This is a genomic window from Achromobacter arsenitoxydans SY8 (assembly GCF_000236785.1).
Classification (GTDB): domain Bacteria; phylum Pseudomonadota; class Gammaproteobacteria; order Burkholderiales; family Burkholderiaceae_B; genus Achromobacter; species Achromobacter arsenitoxydans.
The window spans coordinates 1-20,339 of the sequence record NZ_AGUF01000079.1 but is presented as its reverse complement, the minus strand read 5'-3'; the positions used below and the strand labels follow the sequence as shown (position 1 = coordinate 20,339).

Annotated in this window: 18 protein-coding genes and 3 tRNA genes; 7 read left to right on the top strand and 14 right to left on the bottom strand. The window is 67.2% G+C overall.

Features of this window, described 5'->3' with window-relative positions; genetic code table 11:
* Both KYC_RS24560 and KYC_RS24555 read right to left on the bottom strand, forming a co-directional pair.
* Positions 1–1,581, bottom strand: a complete 1,581-nt coding sequence (locus tag KYC_RS24560; protein WP_008167546.1) for a formate dehydrogenase beta subunit — start codon at positions 1,579–1,581, stop codon at positions 1–3.
* Complete coding sequence (locus KYC_RS24555) at positions 1,578–2,135, bottom strand: formate dehydrogenase subunit gamma (protein ID WP_008167543.1); 558 nt, start codon at positions 2,133–2,135, stop codon at positions 1,578–1,580. Before KYC_RS24555 ends, KYC_RS24560 begins: the two co-directional genes overlap by 4 nt.
* A gap of 158 nt (positions 2,136–2,293) precedes the next feature.
* On the opposite strand from KYC_RS24555, the gene KYC_RS24550 reads away from it, so the two are divergent.
* The 3 genes from KYC_RS24550 to mobA are packed head-to-tail and all read left to right on the top strand — an operon-like array spanning position 2,294 to position 5,174.
* Positions 2,294–3,415 carry a substrate-binding domain-containing protein gene (locus KYC_RS24550; RefSeq protein WP_008167541.1) on the top strand — a complete coding sequence of 374 codons (1,122 nt, stop codon included), beginning with the start codon at positions 2,294–2,296 and terminating at the stop codon, positions 3,413–3,415.
* Positions 3,416–3,463: 48 nt separating this feature from the next.
* A complete protein-coding gene (gene moaA, locus KYC_RS24545; RefSeq protein ID WP_008167539.1) occupies positions 3,464–4,567 on the top strand; it encodes a GTP 3',8-cyclase MoaA in 1,104 nt (367 codons plus the stop codon).
* Positions 4,560–5,174, top strand: coding sequence for a molybdenum cofactor guanylyltransferase MobA (gene mobA / locus KYC_RS24540; protein ID WP_008167537.1), 615 nt, complete (start codon positions 4,560–4,562; stop codon positions 5,172–5,174). Before moaA ends, mobA begins: the two co-directional genes overlap by 8 nt.
* On the opposite strand, the gene KYC_RS24535 is transcribed toward mobA, so the two are convergent.
* Genes KYC_RS24535 through moaC form a run of 5 tightly spaced genes read right to left on the bottom strand, consistent with a single transcriptional unit; the run spans position 5,159 to position 8,091 of the window.
* Entirely contained in the window at positions 5,159–6,364 is a 1,206-nt protein-coding gene (locus tag KYC_RS24535; RefSeq protein ID WP_008167535.1) for a molybdopterin molybdotransferase MoeA, read from the bottom strand. The two genes, mobA and KYC_RS24535, sit on opposite strands and share 16 nt — an antisense overlap.
* Positions 6,365–6,367: 3 nt before the next feature.
* Positions 6,368–6,889 (bottom strand): molybdenum cofactor biosynthesis protein B, encoded by a 522-nt coding sequence (moaB, locus tag KYC_RS24530; RefSeq protein ID WP_008167534.1) that lies wholly within the window; start codon positions 6,887–6,889, stop codon positions 6,368–6,370.
* On the bottom strand, positions 6,886–7,365 hold the full coding sequence (locus KYC_RS24525; protein WP_008167533.1) for a molybdenum cofactor biosynthesis protein MoaE: 480 nt from the start codon (positions 7,363–7,365) through the stop codon (positions 6,886–6,888). The genes moaB and KYC_RS24525 overlap by 4 nt, the downstream gene beginning before the upstream one ends.
* Before the next feature lie 5 nt (positions 7,366–7,370).
* The gene (locus tag KYC_RS24520; RefSeq protein ID WP_008167532.1) at positions 7,371–7,622 is read right to left on the bottom strand and encodes a MoaD/ThiS family protein; all 252 of its coding nucleotides are present in this window, start codon (positions 7,620–7,622) and stop codon (positions 7,371–7,373) included.
* Positions 7,603–8,091, bottom strand: coding sequence for a cyclic pyranopterin monophosphate synthase MoaC (gene moaC / locus KYC_RS24515; protein ID WP_008167531.1), 489 nt, complete (start codon positions 8,089–8,091; stop codon positions 7,603–7,605). Before moaC ends, KYC_RS24520 begins: the two co-directional genes overlap by 20 nt.
* A 169-nt stretch (positions 8,092–8,260) precedes the next feature.
* Between moaC and KYC_RS24510 the strand changes: the two genes are divergently transcribed.
* Together KYC_RS24510 and KYC_RS24505 are read left to right on the top strand one after the other, a co-directional pair.
* A complete protein-coding gene (locus tag KYC_RS24510; protein ID WP_008167529.1) occupies positions 8,261–11,839 on the top strand; it encodes a DUF748 domain-containing protein in 3,579 nt (1,192 codons plus the stop codon).
* A gap of 67 nt (positions 11,840–11,906) precedes the next feature.
* Complete coding sequence (locus KYC_RS24505; RefSeq protein ID WP_008167527.1) at positions 11,907–12,785, top strand: dienelactone hydrolase family protein; 879 nt, start codon at positions 11,907–11,909, stop codon at positions 12,783–12,785.
* A 598-nt stretch (positions 12,786–13,383) separates the two neighbouring features.
* Here the strand turns inward: KYC_RS24505 and KYC_RS24500 are convergent.
* A complete protein-coding gene (locus tag KYC_RS24500; protein ID WP_008167525.1) occupies positions 13,384–13,806 on the bottom strand; it encodes a hypothetical protein in 423 nt (140 codons plus the stop codon).
* Between the two features lie 245 nt (positions 13,807–14,051).
* Here KYC_RS24500 and KYC_RS24495 point away from each other — a divergent pair, with 245 nt between their 5' ends.
* Together KYC_RS24495 and KYC_RS24490 are read left to right on the top strand one after the other, a co-directional pair.
* Positions 14,052–14,555, top strand: coding sequence for a peroxiredoxin (locus KYC_RS24495; RefSeq protein ID WP_008167524.1), 504 nt, complete (start codon positions 14,052–14,054; stop codon positions 14,553–14,555).
* Positions 14,556–14,639: 84 nt separating this feature from the next.
* Entirely contained in the window at positions 14,640–16,043 is a 1,404-nt protein-coding gene (locus tag KYC_RS24490; RefSeq protein ID WP_008167522.1) for an MFS transporter, read from the top strand.
* 10 nt (positions 16,044–16,053) lie between these two features.
* On the opposite strand, the gene KYC_RS24485 is transcribed toward KYC_RS24490, so the two are convergent.
* The 6 genes from KYC_RS24485 to KYC_RS24460 form a co-directional block, all read right to left on the bottom strand.
* Complete coding sequence (locus KYC_RS24485) at positions 16,054–16,923, bottom strand: DMT family transporter (RefSeq protein ID WP_043519193.1); 870 nt, start codon at positions 16,921–16,923, stop codon at positions 16,054–16,056.
* Positions 16,920–17,939: a biotin synthase BioB gene (bioB, locus tag KYC_RS24480; protein ID WP_008167518.1), complete on the bottom strand. Its 1,020-nt coding sequence runs from the start codon at positions 17,937–17,939 to the stop codon at positions 16,920–16,922. Before bioB ends, KYC_RS24485 begins: the two co-directional genes overlap by 4 nt.
* A 255-nt stretch (positions 17,940–18,194) precedes the next feature.
* Positions 18,195–19,709: a PAS domain S-box protein gene (locus KYC_RS24475; protein WP_050814936.1), complete on the bottom strand. Its 1,515-nt coding sequence runs from the start codon at positions 19,707–19,709 to the stop codon at positions 18,195–18,197.
* A 214-nt stretch (positions 19,710–19,923) separates the two neighbouring features.
* Positions 19,924–20,000: transfer RNA gene (locus KYC_RS24470), tRNA-Asp, on the bottom strand.
* Between the two features lie 74 nt (positions 20,001–20,074).
* A tRNA-Glu gene (locus KYC_RS24465) sits at positions 20,075–20,150 on the bottom strand.
* 33 nt (positions 20,151–20,183) lie between these two features.
* Positions 20,184–20,259: transfer RNA gene (locus KYC_RS24460), tRNA-Ala, on the bottom strand.
* Between the last annotated feature and the right edge of the window lie 80 nt (positions 20,260–20,339).

Sequence of the window (20,339 nt, the reverse complement as noted above, 5' to 3'; positions counted from 1 at the left end):
TCAGGCCGCGTGGGCGGCGGAATGGGAGGACTCGATGCCGAAGTCCTGCGGAAAATGGTTCAGCGCGGACAGCACCGGATAGGGCGCCATGCCTCCCAGTGCGCACAGCGAACCGCCCAGCATCGTGTCGCACAGGTCGCGCAGCAGGTGCACCTGCTGCTCGCGCTGTTCGGGGCTCTGGCCGCCCGCGGCGATCTTGTCGATGGTTTCCATGCCGCGCGTGGAGCCGATGCGGCAGGGCGTGCACTTGCCACAGGATTCGATGGCGCAGAACTCCATGGCGTAGCGCGCCATGCGCGCCATGTCGACGCTGTCGTCGAAGGCCACCAGCCCGCCGTGGCCGATCATGGCCGAGATCTGGATATAGGCCTCGTAGTCCAGCGGCACGTCCCATTGCGATTCGGGCAGGTACGCGCCCAGCGGGCCGCCCACCTGTACCGCGCGCAGCGGCCGGCCGGAGGCGCTGCCGCCGCCGAAGCCATAGAGCAGGTCGCGCAGGCTCAGGCCGAACGCCTTTTCCACCAGCCCGCCGTGCTTGAGATTGCCGGCCAGCTGGAACGGCAGCGTGCCGTGCGAGCGGCCCACGCCGTAGTCGCGGTAATACGCCGCGCCCTTGGCCAGGATGATGGGCACGGTGGCCAGCGAGATCACGTTGTTGATGACGGTGGGCTTGCCGAACAGGCCCGAAATGGCGGGCAGCGGCGGCTTGGCGCGGACCACACCGCGCTTGCCTTCCAGGCTTTCCAGCAGCGAGGTTTCCTCGCCGCAGATGTAGGCGCCCGCGCCCTTGCGCACTTCCAGGTCGAAGCGGCGGCCGCTGCCGTGCACGTCATCGCCCAGCCAGCCGACGCTGCGCGCCCGCGCGATGGCGGCCTCGAGCGTGGCGATGGCGTGCGGGTATTCCGAGCGCACGTAGATGTAGCCGTAGGTTGCGCCCACCGCCAGGCCCGCGATGGTCATGCCCTCGATCAGGACGTAGGGGTCGCCTTCCATCAGCAGGCGGTCGGCGAAGGTGCCGGAGTCGCCTTCGTCGGCGTTGCAGACGATGTATTTCGTGTCGCCCGGCGTGCCCGCCACCGTTTTCCATTTGATGCCGGTGGGGAAGGCCGCCCCGCCGCGGCCGCGCAGGCCGGATTCCACCATTTCGTCGACAATCCGGGCGGGCTCCATGGCCAGCGCGCGCTTCAGGCCCTGCAGGCCGCCATGCGCGGCATAGTCCTGCAGCGACAGCGGGTCGATCACGCCGACGCGCGAAAACGTCAGGCGTTCCTGGTGCTTCAGGTAGGGAATTTCTTCGGTCAGGCCCAGGCGCAGCGGGTGTTCGCCGCCCGCCAGCCAGCCGGCGTCGAACAGCGACGCCACATCTTCGGGCTGGACGGGGCCATAGGCGATGCGGCCTTGCGGCGCGGCGATTTCCACCATGGGTTCCAGCCACAGCAGGCCGCGCGAGCCGTTGCGGACCACCTGCACGGCCAGGCCGCGTTCGTCGGCGATGCGTTCGATGCCGCGCGCAACCGCGTCGGCGTCCATGGCCAGCGCCGCGGCGTCGCGCGGCACGTAGATGACGATGGGGGCGTTCATGGCTTGGCCTCCAGGGTGCGGGCCAACAGGCGGTCGAGCTTGTCTTCGGTGACGCGGGCGTGGGGCTGGCCGTCGATCATCACCGCCGGCGACTGGGCGCACAGGCCCAGGCAATACACCGGTTCCAGCGAGAAGTTGCCGTCCCGGGTGCTGCCGTGGAAGTCGCAGCCCAGCGCCGTGCGCGCGTGGGCGGCCAAGCGTTCGCCGCCCATGGACTGGCAGGCCTCGGCCCGGCAGACCTCGAGCGTGTGGCGCGCGGCCGGCTCGGTGCGGAAATGGGGATAGAAGGTGATGACCCCGTGGACTTCGGCGCGGGAGAGGTTCAGGGCCTCGGCGATGGTTTGCACCGCCTCGGCCGGAATACAGCCCAGTTCGTGCTGGACCGCGTGCAGCACCGGAAGGAGCGGGCCGGGCTGGTCTTTCAGCCGGGCAAGAATTCGGGCCGTGGCCGCGATGGCCGGGGTGTGGGATGCCTGGGCGGCGTCCAGGGCCAGCTTGCCGCCCCGGGCTCCGCCGCTGGATGCCAGATCGGATTTTGCCTCGCGCTGGTGCACGTCGGTCTCCTCCTGTGTTGCGTGACCCCGTCGTGGGGGCGTGTTGTCGGGCTGGATCTTCAGGGATTTAATATGCACAAAAAAACATATAAATTGCCCATCCGCCGCGTTATTTGTGTACTCTAACGACGTACTTAAACGTCTTCAATAAGAAATAAATGACATATAAGTTCCGAATCGGCCTGCGGCCGCAATGGACGTTGAGCGGAGACGACGATGCGGCGGCAGTTGCCGCGGCTGGCACGGCGGGCGCCGCCGCCACGGCGCCCGTGCCGCTGCAGGACATGCTTGCGCTGCTGGCAGCTATCGACGCCACCGGCAACATCGCCGGCGCCTGCCGCGCCTGCGGGCTGTCTTACCGGCACGCCTGGGGCGTGCTGCGCCGCTTCGAATCCCTCTTCGGCACCCAGTTGCTCATCACCAACCGGCGCCAGGGGACGCAACTGTCGCCGTTCGCGCAGCGCCTGCTGTGGGCCAACCGCCGCATCGAGGCGCGGCTGATGCCCACGCTGGACAGCATGGCCTCCGAACTGCAGGAAGAGTTGGAACGCCTGCTGCCCGAAAGCGGCCCGCACCTGCGGCTGCACGCCAGCCACGGCTTCGCGGTGGAATCTCTGATGCAGCACATGGGCGGCCGCACGCCCGGGCTGGAACTGCGCTACCGCACCGCGATCGAGGCGCTGGCCTCGCTGGAGCGCCACGAGTGCGACCTGGCGGGCTTTCAGGTGCCGCTGGGCGACTTCGAGGCGCCCATCATGGATCGCTACGCGCAGTGGCTCCACGCGGACGAATACATGCTGATTCACCTGGCCGTGCGCAATACGGGCCTGTTCGTCACGGCCGGAAACCCCAAGCAGATCCGCGGCATGGCGGACCTGGCGCGTACCGACGTGCGTTTCGTCAACCGCCAGATCGGCTCCAGCACGCGCTACCTGGTGGGGCTGATGCTGCAGCGCGCAGGCGTGTCGATCGGCGAGGTGCAGGGCTACGAGACCAACGAATTCACCCATATGGCCATCGCCGCCCATATCGCCAGCGGCATGGCGGATACCGGCGTGGGCGTGGAGACGGCCGCCTGCCGTTTCGGGCTGGACTTCATCCCGCTGGTGCGCGAACGCTATTTCTTCGCCATCCGCAAATCCTCGCTGGACACGCCGGCCATGCGGGATCTGCTGTCCATCATGCGCAGTCCGGACTACGTCGGCTACGTGGGCCAGCTGGTCGGCTACGACGCCCGGGACACCGGCCGGCTGCAGTCGCTGCAAGAGGCTTTTCCATGAGCGCGCGGCGCCCGCGCGCAATGCCATCCGCCGGGATATGATGCCTTCATGAGCAAAGTGATTTTCCTTGCCGATCACCGCAATGGCGCGCCGGCGTCCGTGGCGCCCGGGGACCCGCCGCCGCACGGGCAGCCCGCGCTCGACCTGCGCGCGCGGCCCCTGCGCGACCTGCGCATTTCCGTGACAGACCGCTGCAACTTCCGCTGCACCTATTGCATGCCGCGCGAAGTCTTCGACAGCAGCTACAGCTTCATGCCGCATTCGGCGTTGCTGTCGTTCGAAGAAATCAGCCGGCTGGCCGGCATCTTCACGCAGCTGGGCGTGGAAAAGATCCGCCTGACAGGCGGCGAACCCCTGCTGCGCAAGCACATCGAAAACCTGGTCGGCATGCTGGCCGAGCTGCGTACGCCGCAAGGCCATCCGCTGGACCTCACCCTCACCACCAACGGCAGCGTCCTTGAACGCAAGGCCGCCGCGCTGAAAAGCGCCGGGCTCACGCGGGTCACGGTCAGCCTGGATGCGCTGGACGCCGCGATGTTCCAGGGCATGAGCGACAGCGGCTTCACGCCGGACGACGTGCTGCGCGGCATCGACGCCGCCGCCGACGCCGGACTGGCGCCCGTGAAGGTCAACATGGTGGTGCGCAAGGGGCTGAACGACGGGCAGATCCTGCCCATGGCCGAGCGCTTCCGCAACAGCGGCCACATCCTGCGCTTCATCGAATACATGGACGTGGGCAACAGCAACGGCTGGAACCTGGCCGAAGTGGTGCCCAGCCAGCAAGTGCTGGACCGCATCGGCGCGGTGTATCCGCTGGAACCCGTGGAATCGGCCGAGATGGGCCGGGTGGCCGAGCGCTGGCGCTATGTCGACGGCGGCGGAGAGATCGGCGTCATCTCCAGCGTCACGCACGCCTTCTGCGGCGGCTGTACGCGCGCGCGCCTGTCGCCCGAGGGCAAGCTTTACCTGTGCCTGTTCGCGCACGAAGGGCACGACCTGCGCGCGCCCCTGCGCGACGGCGCCACCGACCTGGAACTGGCGCGCATCCTGACCGGCATCTGGTCGGCGCGCGGCGACAACTATTCCGAACTGCGCGGCCGCAACATGGCGGATCCGTCCCGCAAGATCGAAATGAGCTACATCGGTGGCTGAACCCGCGCACAGCGACATTGCCGGCCTGATCCTGGCCGGCGGGCTGGGTTCCCGCATGGACGGGCAGGACAAGGGCCTGGTCGTACTGCGCGGCGAGCCCATGGTGGCGCACGTGGCGCGCCGCCTCGCGCCGCAGGTCGGGCGCCTGATCATCAGCGCGAACCGCCATGCGGACCGTTATGCGCAATACGGCGAAGTCGTGCCTGACGGCCAGCCCCAGCTGGGCGCCTGGCAGGGGCCGCTGGTCGGCATCGCGGCGGCGCTGGCCGCGGCGTCCGACGCGCAATGGCTGGTGGTCGCGCCTTGCGACACGCCTTTCGTGCCTGCGGACATGGCTGCGCGTCTGATCTGTGCGGCGCAGTCGGCGGGGGCGCCCATGGCTTATGCGGCGGCGGGCGGCCAGCGGCATTCCGCCTGCATGGCGGTGCGCATTTCGCAGCTTCCCGCGCTGCTTGACTATTTGCGGGCAGGCGACCGCAAGGTGGGGTTGTGGCAGGCCAGGGCGGGCGCGGTCGAAGCCGTGTTCGACGACGCGCCGCCGCAAGCCTTCATGAACGTCAATACGCCAGGGGAACTGGCGCTGGCCGAGGCCTACGCCAGCCAGTGACGCAGGTCGTAGTAGGCGACCTGGTCCTGATCGTGCACCAGCACGTCCGCCGGCAGGCGAGCCAGGCCGGTGGACCACGGCAATGAGCTGATCACGCCCGAACCCTGATGGCCGTACGGCGTCAGCTCGCTGCCGCCGTCGTCGGCCACGCGGCATTGCACGCGCAGGAATTCCTCGCGGGCGTCCTGGCGCGGCTGCGCAGTGCGCAGGCGCAGCTGGCTGACCGGCGGGAAGATTTCGGCGCGCCCCTGCATGCGGCGCATCAGCGGCGTCACCAGCGTGGCGAACACGGCATAGGCCGACACGGGGTTGCCGGGCAGGCTGACCACGGGCTTGCCGTCGATCTGGGCCAGCGCCACGGGCTTGCCCGGTTTCATGCGCACCTTCCAGAGCGACAGTTCGCCGCCCAGCGCCGCCAGCGCCGGCTTGACCAGGTCGCGCTCGCCCACCGACACGCCGCCGACGCTCAGCACCAGGTCGCAATCGGCCAGCAGCGTCTTGAAGGCGGCCAGCAGGTCGGTCTCGGTGTCGCGGGCGTGCAGCACGTGGACGGGCAGGGCGCTCATGCCGCGCACCATCGCGGCCAGCATGGGTCCGTTGGAGTTGTAGATCTGTTCGGTGGCGCGCGGCTGGCCCGGCTGGACGAGTTCGTCGCCGGTGGTCAGGATGCCGACGCGCAACTGCGCGAAAACGGGAATGGACGCCAGCCCCTGCGACGCCAGCAGCGCCACGTGCGCGGCGTGAAGCAGGGTGCCCGCCGGCAGCAGCGGGGACCCGGCCCGGGTGTCTTCGCCGCGGCGGCGGATGTGCTGGCCGGGCTTGGGTTCGCGCGATATCTGGACGAGGTTGTCGGCTTCGGTGGCGTCTTCCTGCATGACCACGACGTCCGCGCCTTCCGGAATCACGCTGCCCGTGAACAGGCGGATGGCGTGGCCCGGCTTGAGGGGTTCGGGCACGTCGCCGGCGTAGCAGCGCTGCTGGATCGGCAGGCGCGCGTCCAGGCTCCAGTCGGCCAGGCGCAGGGCGTAGCCGTCCATGGCGCTGTTGTCGGCAGGGGGGATGTCCACCGTGGCGTCGAGGTCGGCGGCAAGCACGCGGCCGCTGGCCTGCGTCAGATCCACGTGTTCAGTGCGTTGCAGCGGGCCGGCGGCATTGGCCAGCAGGGTCTGGGCTTGATCGAAATCCAGCATGGGTCAGTTTTCTTCTTCGCGTTTCTTGAATTGCGTGGCGAAATTGCACGGGCCGTGGCCGCTGTCGAGCTGGTCGCGCAGAATCTGCGTCCAGGCGGTTTCGCAGGCGTTGTTGGAGCCCGGCAGGCAGAAGATCAGCGTCTGGTTGGCCGATCCGGCGAACGCGCGCGACTGGATCGTGGAGCTGCCGATCTCGGTGTAGGAGATCTGGCGGAAGAGTTCGCCGAAGCCGGGGATTTCGCGGTCGAGCAGCGGCACGATGGCCTGCGGCGTGTAGTCGCGATGAGAGAAGCCCGTGCCGCCGGTCGTCAGGATGACCTGGACTTCGGGGTCGGCAATCCAGTCGCTGATGATGCGGCGGATCTGGTAGATGTCGTCGCGCACGATGTCGCGGCGCACGCACTGGTGGCCGGCCTGCGCCAGGCTGTGCGCGAGCAGATTGCCGGAGGTGTCGTCGCCCGCGCTGCGGGTGTCGCTGACCGTCAGGACGGCGCAGCCCAGCGGAACCGGAATTGCTTCGCTCATGGATTCTCCTTGTTGGCGGTGTCTTCGTCCCAGGAATCCGTGCGGTCCTGGTCGGATTGTCGTTGTTCGACCCAGAAGCTGTTGCCGCCCGCAAGGGTCTCGCGCTTCCAGAAGGGGGCGCGGGTCTTGAGCGCGTCGATGATGTATTCGCAGCCGCGGAAGGCGTCGCCGCGATGGGCGCTGGCCGCCGCCACGAAGACGATCTGCGCGTTGCGCGGGAGCGCGCCCACCCGGTGCACGATGACGGCGCCGTCCAGGTTCCAGCGCTTGCGGGCCGTGGCGGCGATGTCTTCGAGTTCGCGCTCGCACATGCCGGGATAGTGTTCAAGAAACAGCGTGTCGGTGGGCGTGTCGGGCGCGTAGTCGCGCACGTAGCCCACAAAGGTGACGATGCCGCCGACGCCCGGGCCGGCGGCATCCCGCAGCGCGGCCGTGAGCGCGGCGCCGTCGAAGTCGGCTTCCTGGACGCGGATCATGGCGTTCAACCTCCGGTGACGGGTTCGAACACCGCGACCTCGTCGCCCGCCCGGATGGGCGCCGACGGCTTGGAGTGGGTCTGGTTGATGGCCAGCTTCAGGCGGGCGGCCGGTTCCAGCTGGGGATAGCGTGCGCCCAGCGCCGCCAGCAGCTGCGCGCCGGTGGATTCGCCATCCAGCGGCCAGGCTTCGGCGCGCTTGCCGACCAGCTCGGCCACGCGGGCGAAGTACAGGAGATTAATCGTTGCGCCATTCACCGCTTTTGCCTCCCGCCTTGTACTTAAGGCGAACTTGTTCGATCACGATGCCCTTGTCGGCCGCTTTGCACATGTCGTAGATGGTGAGCGCCGCGACGCTGCACGCCATCATGGCTTCCATTTCCACGCCCGTCTTGTAACTGGTGCGGCAGGTGGCCAGGATGTCGATGCGGTGTTGTGCGTCGTCCAGCGCGAACTCGACGCCGACGAAAGCCAGCGGCAGGCTGTGGCACAGCGGGATCATGTCGGCGCAGCGCTTGGCGGCCAGGATGGCGGCCACGCGCGCCGTGTTCAGCACTTCACCCTTGCCCTGGCCTGGCTGGGTCAGGAGGCCATAGGCCACGGCGTTCATGCGCACGCTGGCGGCGGCGACCGCCACGCGTTCGGTGTCGGTCTTGGCGATGACGTCGACCATGCGGACCTGGCCGGCTTCGTCCAGGTGGCTCAGGGTGGGGGTGGACGTGGACATGGGAATCGGGATCAAGAATTGTTAATGAATGAAAAGACCGGGCCCGGCTGGCCGGGCGGGGCCATTGTTACGCCTATGATAGACGAGCAATTAAGGGGGCGCGATAATCGCGCCTGTAGTCAGTGGAAGGACGGAAGTATGGCCTTCAATATGTATCAGGAGACTTTTGATGTCCGTGCGGATGCCCAAGCTGCGGTTCACCCGACGCGCTGGCAAGATTCTCCTGGGCATCGTGGCGTTCGCGCTGATTCTCTGCGGCATCGCTGCCTGGCAGGTACCGAAGGTCCTGCATGACGTACTGACCCAGGATGTCTCGAAGATGATCGGGCGCGACGTTTCCGTCGGCAAGATCAGCTTCAACCCCTTCACGCTGACCGTCCGGGCGCGCGACCTGGCCGTGGCCCAGCCCGGCTCCCAGACGCCGCTGCTGACCCTTGCGGAACTGGATGCCAGCGCCGCCTGGACGTCGCTGTTCTGGTTCGCGCCCGTGGTCGACCGTCTGACGCTGCGGCAGCCTAACATCGCCATCGTCCGCGAAGACGTCCTGCGCTTCAATTTCTCTGACATAGAGCAACGCGTGGCCGAATTGACGGCCGCCAAGCCCGAGGAACCGCCCAAGCCGGACGAAGGCCTGCCGCGCTTTTCGCTCAACAACATGGTGATCGAAGACGGCACCATCACGCTGGACGACAAGGTCACGGGCCGCAAGCAGGTCGTGGACGAGTTCGCCATCGGCGTGCCTTTCATCTCCACCTTCGGCTACGCCACCGACATCGACGTGCAGCCCCGCCTGCACCTGCGCATCAATGGCAGTCCCTTCGATCTCACCGGCGTGGCGCGCCCCTTCGACGTGGTGCCGTCGTCCACGCTGCGCGTGGCGTTCGACGGGCTGCAGCTTGAAAAATGGGCCGACGTGTGGCCCATGCCTCTGCCGTTCAAGGTGGAAAGCGCGCTGCTGGACTCCAACCTGCAGATCGTGTTTGAGCAGCCCAAGGACGAGCCGCCCAAGATCCGCGTCGTCGGCGACCTGGGCCTGCGCCGGCTGGACCTGCGCGACCCCGCAGGCGCGAACCTTGCCGCCTGGAGCGCGCTGACCGTCAGCCGCCTGGAACTGGAACCGATCGCGCGCCAGGTCTACATCGGGGAAGTGGGGCTCTGGGCGCCGCAGATCCATGTGCGTCGCCTGGCCAATGAACACATCAATTGGCAGGATGTCGTCGCCGGCATGAAGGCGCTGGGCGGCGTGGCGCCGACCGCCACGCCGATAAAGGACGAATTGCGGGAGGCCACCGGCCTCAAGCCGGTCGCCGCCGATGACAAGGCGCCTGCCGCCGAGACGGCGGCGGACGGCGCGCAGGCTCAGACCCCGGCTGCCCCGGCTCCCGCCGATCAGGCCGCCGCCCAGACGCCTGCGGCCCAATCGCCCGCGGCGCAGGCCGCCCCCGCGCCAGGCGCACCCGCCGCGGATCAGCCGCCCCAGCCTGCGGGCGAGGGCGAATGGAAGGTCACGCTCGACGCCTTCAATCTGCATGAAGGCGAGGTCTACGTCGCCGATGCGGTCAGCAAGCTGGACTACGTGATGACCGGCCTGGCCGCTACCGTCGAGGGCGTGGAGCTGCCGCAGCAGCCCGACCGGCCCATCAATCTGTGGCTGACCATGGACAACAGCACCGACGGCGGCTGGCTGCGCGCCAAGGGGCCCCTGGTGATCAAGCCGCTGTCGCTCGACATGGATGTGCGCCTGGGCAATGTGGCCCTTGCGCCGCTGGCCCCGGCCGTGCGCAGCGCGGCGCCGATCAGTCTGCTGGACGGTCGGCTGGGCGCGACCGCACAAGTGCATGTGCGCGAAAAGGGCGGCGCAATTGATGCATCGGCCACAGCCGTGCAGGCCGACCTGACCCAGTTCAAGGTTCGGGACGAATCCCTCAAGCCCGCGCTCGACATCGCCCTGCAATCCCTGCGCGTCACGGCGGACCGGCTGGCCATGGGCCCAGGGCAGAGCAATTTCACGCTCGCCGCCGCCGGCATACAGGGCAATGGCAAACTGGACCTGAAAGGCGTCTTCACGCCGCAGCCCTTGACCGTCAAGACCGCCGTGGACCTGTCCGGCCTGAACGTCGCGGCCTTCGCCCCGTATGTGGCCTCCCGCCTGAACGCCACCGTGCGCGCCGTCACCCTGGGCGCCAAGGGCAACGCGGAGTTCACGGCCGCCGCCGGCAATGCGCCGATGAAGGCCGCCTGGAAGGGGGGCGTCGATGTCACCGACCTCGACCTCCAGGACCGGGTCAACAAAGACGACTTCCTGAACTGGAAGCGGTTGGGCTTCACCGGCATGGACATCTCGGTGGCCGGCGACAAAGTCGGCGCCAGGCTGGGCGACATTGTCCTGGAAGACTTCTACGGCCGCGTGCTGCTGAACGCCCAGGGACGGCTCAACGTCATGGACCTGGTAGCCGCGCCCGGACAGGCCGGCGGCTCCATCACCCAGGACACCCAGACTCCCGCCCGCAGCACCGCGCCGCCGGCCCCGGCGGCCAAGGGCGGGTCTTCGGCCATGCCCGACATCTCGGTCAACAGCGTCACGCTGACCCGCGGCCGCATGACCTTCACCGACCGCTTCGTCAAGCCCAACTACGTGGCCGAGCTGTCCAGCATCGAAGGCGGCATTACCGCGGTGTCCTCCACCAATCCCCAGCCCGCCAAGGTCAAGGTCACGGGGCGGGTGTACACGACCGCCCCGCTGTCCATCAGCGGCGTCGTCCAGCCTTTCGCCAAATACCTGTTGCTGGACCTGAAGGCTTCCGCCAAGGGGGTGGACCTGCCGCGCTTCAACACGTATTCGGCCAAGTACGTGGGCTACCCGATCAAGCGCGGCAAGCTGTCGGTCGATCTGGAATACAAGATCAAGGACCGCGCGCTGCTGGCCACTAACCACGTGGTCCTCAACCAGCTCACCTTTGGCGAAAAGACCAACAGCCCCGACGCCACCAAACTGCCGGTGTTGCTGGCCGTGGCGCTGCTGAAAGACTCGCGCGGCAACATCGACATCAACCTGCCGATTTCCGGCTCGCTGGACGATCCGGAATTCTCCGTCGGCGGCATCGTGGTGCGCGTGCTCATGAATCTGGTGGTCAAGGCGGTAACCTCGCCCTTCAGCCTGCTCGCGTCCGCGTTCGGCGGCGGCGAAGAACTGTCGTACGTGGAATTCGCGCCGGGCAGCGCGGCGCTCACCGACGACTCTATCCAGCGCATCGACACCTTGATCAAGGCGCTCACCGACCGCCCCGCGCTGAAAATGGACATCAGCGGCCGCGCCGATCCCAAGACCGACGAGGAAGGCCTGCGCCAGGCGTGGGTCGACGCCAAGATCCGCGCCGCCAAGGCCGCCGACGTCGCGCCGCGCGGCAAGAAGCCCAATCCGGCGGGCGTCGACGTGTCTGCCGCGGAACGCGCCAAATACCTCGAAGAGGTCTACGATGACACGGACCTCAAGGACAAGCCGCGCAATTTCATCGGCATGGCCAAGTCTGTCCCGGCCGCGCAGATGGAAGCCATGCTGCGCGCCGCGGCGCCGGTCGGCGAGGATCAACTGCGCCAATTGGCGGATGCCCGTGCGCAGGCGGTTTATGAGAAGTTGCTAGCCCAGGAAGGACTCGCGGATCGTGTGTTCATCGTTGCGCCGCAGCTGGACACCGATGGCATCAAGGACGAGGGGCAACCCTCGCGCGTGGACTTCTCCCTGAAGTGAACTCGGCAGGCCCAGGCAGGGACGCGGGCGCGTCCCTCCGAGCCCGTCTTTTTCCAGGAGATTCTCGATGAAAGACCAGGACGCGCAGTTCGACAGCCTGCTTCCGCCCCTGCGGCTGGACCGGCGGGGCTTCATCGCCACCACGGTGGCGGCGGGCTTCTCGCTGGCGGCGGGCCCGGCGGTGGCAAGCACCGCCATCTCCACGGACGCCAACGGCCTCGTGGCCGGCAAGATCGACATTCCCTCGCCGGACGGCAAGATCCCGGCCTACCACGCCGCGCCGCAGGGCAAGAAGAACCTGCCCACGCTGATCGTGGTGCAGGAAATCTTCGGCGTGCACGAATACATCCAGGACGTCTGCCGCCGCCTGGCCCACCAGGGCTACCTGGCCATCGCCCCGGAACTCTATGCGCGCCAGGGCGACCCGTCCAAATACACCGAGATCCCCAAACTGCAGGCCGAAATCGTCAGCAAGGTGCCGGACAAGCAGGTGCAGGGCGACCTGGACGCCACGGCCGCCTGGGCCGCGGCCCACGGCGGCAACCCCGACAGACTGGGCATCCTGGGCTTCTGCTGGGGCGGCCGCCAGGTCTGGCTCTATGCCGCCCACAATCCCAAGCTGAAGGCCGGCGCGGCCTGGTACGGCCAACTGGCGGGCGAACCGAGCGAACTCAAGCCAAAGCCGGTGCTGGCCATCGTCAATGACCTGAAGGCGCCCGTCCTCGGCGCCTATGGCGGCAAAGACGCCGGCATCTCCCAGGCCGACGTCGACCGCATGCGCATCGAACTGGCCAAGGGCTCCGCCTCAGCCAAGGCCTCCCGCATCGACATCTACCCCGAAGCCCCCCACGCCTTCCACGCCGACTACCGCCCCTCCTACCGCAAGGCCGAGGCCGAGCAGGCCTGGACCCGGATGCTGGACTGGTTCAAGCAGAACGGGGTGTAATCGCATTGGTGTCTGACACCCGCGTGAGGTCGGCTTTGGTCTGGCGGTCACGTCCCTGAGGTGTCAGACACCTGGGCTACGTGACCGGCATGCAATGGTGTCTGTCACCCGCGTGAGATCGGCTTTGGCCTGACGGTCATCTCCCTGGGGTGCCAGACACCTTGGGCAGACACCTAGGCACGAACGCATCTCTTTGGCAAGAACTCAAAGAAAGCGAGGGCGCCAACACGCGAAGCGTCGCCGCCCCGACGCAAGACGGCGCGTAAGCCCCCAAAGGCCGCCCGCGCGGCCGGCCGGGGGCGGGCCCCGCAAGATATTCCACCACTTCCCCACCCGCGGTAAGAACCTAAAGAACCCCATCCGCCCCCACGACCGTGAAATTTCAACGCTAGAGCCTGGCGTGTCGGCCGCCTGGGCTGCGCGGGGCGTCGATAAGCCCGAGGGAATCTGAAGGCGTCGCCGGAGGCGACAACGAAGATGACGACGGGGCAGTCCGGAGCGAAGGCTCCGGACCGCAATCGTTGCCCCGCGCGGCCCAGGTGGCCGGCGCGCCAGGCGTCTCAAGAACTCAAATCATCCCAAGCCCAAGCCCAACCACCTACCGCGCCTTCTCCCCGGGCAGTCCATCGCTGACTTCCGCCAACGCCCGCTTCATCTCCTCATACTTCATCACCCGCTCGCTCTGAAACCCCCCGAGCACGCCCCGGCATCCGTCCACCCCGGACCGTTTCATGTCGTCCATCATCTTCTTGCCCTCAGCCTGTCCCTTCTGGAACAGCGCGTCATACTGGCCGGCAGAGAACTCGTATTCCTCGGCATAGCGCTGCAGGTTCTTGCGCGCCGTGTCCTGGTGCTGGGCCAGGTCGGGTTCTGACGCACCGCACGCGCGCGCCGCGCCATTGGAGGCGCCCGCGGCAACAACGAAGGAGTCGTATTGGGCCTGTTCGGCGGCATCCGGAGCCGCCCAGGCCGGAGCGGCGGCGGCCAGCGCCAAGGCCAGCCCGGTCAAGGTCTTGCGCATCGAAAGTCTCCATTTGAAGCCCTCCCGGCGCGCTGCCAGCGCAGCCGCGGCGGGCGATGGTCACCACGGCATTATGACAAGCGCCCGTTTCCCAGCCGTGTATCCGCAGTGTTGAGTCGTTTCAGACTGTTCATCTTTCTTTCCCGCGGCCATCAAAGGCAGCAGGCGGGCCGCGCACGAACTATGATGAGGGCTGTGAGGCGCTCCTGCCTCAATGCATTACCCCCTTTACCTTGGAGATCCCCATGACGATCAAAGTCGGCGACCGCGTGCCCGATGGCACCCTGACCGAATTCATCGAAACCGAAACCGCCGGCTGCTCGCTCGGTCCCAATGCGTTCCAGGTCGCCGACCTGACCCGCGGCAAGACCATCGCGCTGTTCGCCGTGCCGGGCGCCTTCACGCCCACCTGCTCGGCCAAGCACCTGCCCGGCTACGTCGAACAGGCCGCCGCCCTGAAGGCCAAGGGCGTTGATGAAATCTGGTGCGTGTCCGTCAACGACGCCTTCGTCATGGGCGCCTGGGGCCGTGAACAAAAGACCGAAGGCAAGGTTCGCATGCTGGCCGACGGCTCCGCGCTGTGGACCAAGGAACTCGGCCTCGAACTGGACCTGATCCAGCGCGGCATGGGCGTGCGCTCGCAGCGCTACTCCGCCCTGATCGTCGATGGCGTCGTGAAGCAACTCAACGTGGAAGCGCCTGGCAAGTTCGAAGTCAGCGACGCGGCCACGATGCTCTCGCAGGCCTGATCCCCGCGGTTCCTGTTTTACCGTTCAGCGCGCGGGTTGCCCAGGCGGCCCGCCGCGCTACCGCCCGCAGCGGTTGCCGACGCCATGCTCTCCACCATCTCATCGTTCTCGTCGCTTTATTTTGCGACCTTGCTGATGCTCATCGGCACGGGTCTGTTCAATACCTACATGGGCCTGAGGCTGACCGCCCAGTCGGTCAGCGAAGTGTGGATCGGCACGCTGATCGCCGGTTACTACCTGGGCCTGGTCTGCGGTGCGCGGCTGGGGCACAAGCTCATCATCCGCGTCGGCCACATCCGGGCCTTCGTTGCCTGTGCGGCCATCGCCACCAGCATGATCCTGGCGCAGACCTTGGTGGACTCCATGCCCATGTGGCTGGTGTTCCGCGTCATATCGGGCATCGTGATGGTGACCGAATTCATGGTCATCGAGAGCTGGCTGAACGAACAGACGGAAAACCACCAGCGCGGCCGGGTGTTCTCGGTCTACATGGTCGTCTCCGGCCTTGGCACCGTGCTGGGCCAGCTGGCGCTGACCGCCTATGCCACGCTGGACCTGCGCCCGCTGACCCTGGTGGCCATGTGCCTGGTGCTGTGCCTGGTGCCGCTGGCGGTCACCGCCCGTTCGCACCCGCCCACGCCGCTGCCGGCGCCGCTGGACGTCCGGTTCTTCATGCGCCGCGTGCCCTTGTCCATGACGGTGCTGTTCGTGGCGGGCAATCTTTCCGGGGCCTTCTACGGCCTGGCGGCCGTGTATGGCGCCAAGCACGGCCTGTCCACCTCGCAGGCCGCCGTCTTCGTGGCCGCGGCGGTCACCGCGGGCCTGCTGTCGCAATGGCCCATGGGCTGGCTGTCTGACCGGATCAACCGCGCGGGCCTCATCCGTTTCAATGCCTTGCTGCTGGTCCTGCTGCCTACGGTCATGTGGGGCTGGATCGCGCTGCCGTTCTGGGCGCTGGTCGCCATGTCCTGCGTCTTCGGCGTGTTGCAGTTCACCCTCTATCCGCTGGGCGCGGCGTTCGCCAATGACCACGTCGAGTCCGAGCGGCGCGTCAGCCTGTCGGCCGTGCTGCTCATGACCTACGGGGTCGGCGCGTGCATCGGTCCCATGATCGCGGGGCTGATGATGTCCCTGGGCGGCCCCAGCATGTATTACGTTTTTATCTCGGCGTGCGCCGTGATCCTGGTCTGGCAGGTGCGTCCCACCCGCGTCACCGGCGCGCACCAGGTCGACGAGGCGCCGACGCACTTCGTGCCCATGCCGGACACCCTGCAGAGCTCGCCCGCCGCGGCGGTGCTGGATCCGCGGGTGGATCCGGAAAACGACATCGCCATGGAAATGGTGCATCCCGATCCTTCGGCCGCGCCTGCGCCGCCCGAGACCGCGTCCGACGCCGCGCCGGAAGCGGCGGGCGCCGACGCCGCATCGCAGGACGCGACCGGCGACGCCGCCGCCGAGCCGGAACGCCAGGTGCGCACCGGCACCTGAACCGGCGCCCTTACCAGGGCGTCATCAGTACGATGGCCGACAGGGCCAGCGCGATGCCCAGGATGTTCAGCCGCGTCAGGGGCTCGCGAAAGGCCAGGGCTCCGACCAGGGTGCCTAGCGTAATCACGCCCATGTTCATCGACGCAAACACCAGCGCAGGGTGTTCGGGCAAGGACTGGTGCGCCCGGACATAGGTCAGGATATTGCCGAAGTTGGCCAGCCCCAGCGCCACGCCGGCAGCCACATGGCGCGCCTGCCAGCGCACGCGGCGCCAGAGCAGATAGGCCAGCATCAGGGCGCCGGCCATCAGGAAGGCCAGCAGCAAACCGCCCGCGAAGGCCGTGCCGGTGCGCGCCACCTGCTTGAACAGAATGTCGATCACGCCATAGCCGACCCATACCGCCAGCGGCCACAGCCACATCGCCCGGCCGTCCGCCGGCGCCGCCGCTCCAGGCGCCCGCTGCGGCTGCCGCAGCAGGCAGAACAAGGCGCAGAAGGCCAGCAGGATCGCCGCCAGCTTGCGGCCGCTGACTGGCTCGCCAAACAGCAGGAACGCGGCCAGCAGCGGAATGAAGAGGGACAGGCGCTGGGCGGCGTCGCTGCGCACGATGCCGGCGTGCCGCAGCGCCGCGGCCATCGCCAGGAACACGCTGGGCAGCAGCACGCCCAGCGCCGCCAGCACGAACCACGGCGTCTGCGGCGCCAGCAGGCGCGCCGGATCGGGGCGCAGCACCGCCCAGCAGAGCAGGGCGGCCACGGCGTAGTTCATGGCGATCGCCTGGCGCACGTCCACCTGCCAGCGGCGGGCGAGCTTGAGCATCACGGCCACCGAGACGCTGCACGCGACGCTGGCGGCCAGATACAGCAGGCCCGGCGTCAACGGCATGCCGTGGCCTCGTGGTGCACGTGCTGGGCCGCGTCGATGCGCATGCCCAGGCGTTCAAGCAGGCGCTGGTCGGCCTCCATCTGCGGATTCGCCGTCGTCAGCAGCGCGTCGCCGTAGAACATGGAATTGGCGCCGGCCATGAAGCACAGCGCCTGCAGCGCGTCGTCCATGGCTTCGCGCCCGGCCGACAGGCGCACCGCCGCGCGCGGCATGGCGATGCGCGCGACCGCGATGGTGCGCACAAACTCGAACGGATCCAGCGCTTGCACGCCCGACAGCGGCGTGCCTTCCACCTGCACCAGGTTGTTGATCGGCACGGACTCGGGATAGGGCTCCATGCTGGCCAGCTGGGCGATCAGGCCCGCGCGTTCGCGCCGCGATTCGCCCATGCCCACGATGCCGCCGCAGCACACGTTGATGCCGGCGTCCCGCACCCGGTCCAGGGTGTCCAGGCGGTCCTGGTAGGTGCGGGTGGAAATGATCTTGCCGTAGAACTCGGGCGAGGTGTCCAGGTTGTGGTTGTAGTAGTCCAGCCCGGCGTCCTTCAATTGCTCGGCCTGGCCTTCGCGCAGCATGCCGAGGGTCACGCAGGTTTCCAGGCCCAGCGCCTTCACGGCGCTGACCATCTCGGCCACGGCCTCAAGATGGTGGGGCTTGGGGCTGCGCCATGCGGCGCCCATGCAGAAGCGCTGCGCGCCGCCGGCCTGAGCGGCGCCGGCCGCGGCCACCACGTCTTCCAGCGGCATCAGCTTGTCGGCGTCCACGCCAGTGTCGTAGTGCGAGGACTGCGGGCAATAGGCGCAGTCCTCGGGACAGCCGCCAGTCTTGATGGACAGCAGGCTGGACAGCTGGATGGCGTTCGGGTCGAAGTGGGTGCGGTGCGTCTTCTGCGCCTGGTGCACCAGATCCATGAACGGCAGCTCGTAGAGCGCCATGATGTCGTCCGCGCTCCAGGCGGGGGCGGGCAGCGCCTTGGACGGCGTGGGGACGGGGATGTAGGCGGTCTGCATGGTCGAGCTCCTTGTCGGTCTTGCCGGAATCACGCCGCTGGGCCGTCGGAAGGCTCAGGGCAGGATCGGCGGATCGTAAGAAGCTGTGCAGGGTTTGCGCAATGCAGGCCGCAAGACGATTTTTAGCGGCGATTTGATTGGAAGAAAGGAGAAAATGGCCGCTTTTGAAGACTCGCGACTTCTAACGCGGCGTCATCTTCGGCGACCCGGAATGGCCGAAAATTTTGATTCAAATTGTAATTTTCGACCGCGTCGTCAGCTTTTTGGCCGCTTGTCGCGGGCGCGCGCGCTTTCGTGGCCCGTGATGCCGCGGTCGCGCGCCCAGACGATGGCCGCGCTGCGCCGGTGCACGCCGATCTTGCTGTAGATCGTGGCCACATGGTTGCGCACGGTATTGCGCGACAGCTTGAGCGCCTTGGCGATGCCGTCGTCGTCGTGGCCCTGGCATAGCAGACCCAGGACTTCGCGCTCGCGGGACGTTAGCTGCGCGAGTTCGGCCACGTCGCGGGTGGCGGGGGCGGGTTCACGCAGTTGCGCCAGCTTTTCAATGATGCCGCGGCTGAACCACGACGTGTCCTGCATGACGGCTTCGATTGCCGTTAGCAGTTCGGTTTCGGAGCGCTTGCGCTCCGTGATGTCCTGCATCACCAACAACACGCGCCGCAGGCCGCCGATCATGACGGGTTCGGCCGACAGCAGGCAGTCGAGCTGCCCGCCGTCCTGGGCGGTCAGCACGACATCGCGGTTGCGGGCGATTTCGCCGCGCTTCAGGCTGGCGGCCATGCCTTCGTAGGGCAGCAGGCCCAGCGCGGGCAAATCCCGCGCTTCGCTGCCTTCCAGCGACAGGCCCGTGGCGGCCGCAAAGGCGTCGTTGATGTCCAGCACTTCCAGCGTATCGCCATCGCAGACGGCCATGGGTACGGGCGCCAGGCGGAAGGCCTTGGAGAAGCGCTCCTCGCTTTCGCGCAACGCCAGCTCGGTCCGCTTGCGGCCCTCGAGGTCGATGAAGGTGAAGAGCATGCAGGGCTCGTCCTGCATGTCGATGGGCTGTCCGGCCACCACGACGAACTTGCTGCTGCCGTCCGGCAGTTTCAGCACGGCTTCGCGCTGCGGAATCGTCCGCCCTTCGTTGAGCCTGGCGACCGCGGTTTCCTTGTCGTCGCCGCCATCCAGCACGTCGAGTTCGTAGGCGGACTTGCCCAGCACGTCGTCGCGCGGGTAGCCGGTCATCTCCAGGAATCCCTGGTTGACCTTGACGTAGCGCAGGTCGGATAGCCGGCAGATCAGCGCGGGCGCGGGATTCGCGGAAAAAGCGCGCTCGAAGCGCTGTTCCGCGTTGATCTGCCCGGTCTGGTCATGCAGGATCAGCACGCGGTAGGACAGGCTGCCGCCATCATCCAGGTCCAGGCCGCGCGCCAGCACATGGCGCAGGAAATCCTCGTCGTCTTTGCGCGCCAGATCCAGGAGCAGGTTGTCGAACTCTTCTCCGGCGGCCAGCCGGTCGAATGGATACTGCCGCGCGGGCACGCGGTGATGGTTGCGGTAGGTGAGCGTATATCGCTTGCGATAGCCTGCGGGGGTCTCGCCCAGTTCTTCCAGTTTTTCGGCGCCGTGCAGGTCGAGCGCGCTGGCGTTGGCCCAGGCGATCGAACCGTCGGCCTCAAGCAGGATGATGCCCTCGTTCAGGCCTGCGATGATGCTTTGCAGGTGTTGGCGATGTGCTTGGGGGGCGGCGTCGTTCGGGGTCACGTGGGCCTCTTTGCTTCGCATTGCGTATGCGCACAAGCATGAGCGCGCGCAGCGGCGCTGTCCAGAGGTCAAAACGGACGAGACAGAGGGAAGGGGGGACGAAGCGGCGGATTGGTCCGCTCGGCATGGGGCGCGCGCGTTGTGTTCAAGCAAACGGCGGAAAGCAAAAAAGCCCCGGAATCCGGAGCTTTTGGCGGGTGCTGACTGGCAGCGGTTTGATAAGCGCAAAGTGCTTTGGCGGAGCGGACGGGGCTCGAACCCGCGACCCCCGGCGTGACAGGCCGGTATTCTAACCAACTGAACTACCGCTCCGCAGCGGCTTATGCAAACTTCATTCATGCACTGCGGTGTCAAGGCAGTTTGTACTACTTGGCCAGCGAAAGAGCTGGCGTCCCCTAGGGGATTCGAACCCCTGTACTCACCGTGAAAGGGTGATGTCCTAGGCCTCTAGACGAAGGGGACCTGAACGAACAACTTTACTACTGTACTGCAAACTGGTGGAGGTAAGCGGGATCGAACCGCTGACCTCTTGCATGCCATGCAAGCGCTCTCCCAGCTGAGCTATACCCCCAGGAAGTCCTGATGCCCCAAACTTCAGACAACAAGGTCTCACACTATATAAAACAAAAAAGCCCCGAAAACGGAGCTCTT

Bases quoted from the DNA above. Each gene is read 5' to 3' on its own strand.
- KYC_RS24560 (WP_008167546.1), bottom strand. From the start codon at position 1,581: ATGAACGCCCCCATCGTCATCTACGTGCCGCGCGACGCCGCGGCGCTG.
- KYC_RS24550 (WP_008167541.1), top strand. From the start codon at position 2,294: ATGACATATAAGTTCCGAATCGGCCTGCGGCCGCAATGGACGTTGAGC.
- moaA (WP_008167539.1), top strand. From the start codon at position 3,464: ATGAGCAAAGTGATTTTCCTTGCCGATCACCGCAATGGCGCGCCGGCG.
- KYC_RS24535 (WP_008167535.1), bottom strand. From the start codon at position 6,364: ATGCTGGATTTCGATCAAGCCCAGACCCTGCTGGCCAATGCCGCCGGC.
- moaB (WP_008167534.1), bottom strand. From the start codon at position 6,889: ATGAGCGAAGCAATTCCGGTTCCGCTGGGCTGCGCCGTCCTGACGGTC.
- KYC_RS24525 (WP_008167533.1), bottom strand. From the start codon at position 7,365: ATGATCCGCGTCCAGGAAGCCGACTTCGACGGCGCCGCGCTCACGGCC.
- moaC (WP_008167531.1), bottom strand. From the start codon at position 8,091: ATGTCCACGTCCACCCCCACCCTGAGCCACCTGGACGAAGCCGGCCAG.
- KYC_RS24510 (WP_008167529.1), top strand. From the start codon at position 8,261: ATGTCCGTGCGGATGCCCAAGCTGCGGTTCACCCGACGCGCTGGCAAG.
- KYC_RS24505 (WP_008167527.1), top strand. From the start codon at position 11,907: ATGAAAGACCAGGACGCGCAGTTCGACAGCCTGCTTCCGCCCCTGCGG.
- KYC_RS24500 (WP_008167525.1), bottom strand. From the start codon at position 13,806: ATGCGCAAGACCTTGACCGGGCTGGCCTTGGCGCTGGCCGCCGCCGCT.
- KYC_RS24495 (WP_008167524.1), top strand. From the start codon at position 14,052: ATGACGATCAAAGTCGGCGACCGCGTGCCCGATGGCACCCTGACCGAA.
- KYC_RS24490 (WP_008167522.1), top strand. From the start codon at position 14,640: ATGCTCTCCACCATCTCATCGTTCTCGTCGCTTTATTTTGCGACCTTG.
- bioB (WP_008167518.1), bottom strand. From the start codon at position 17,939: ATGCAGACCGCCTACATCCCCGTCCCCACGCCGTCCAAGGCGCTGCCC.
- KYC_RS24475 (WP_050814936.1), bottom strand. From the start codon at position 19,709: ATGCGAAGCAAAGAGGCCCACGTGACCCCGAACGACGCCGCCCCCCAA.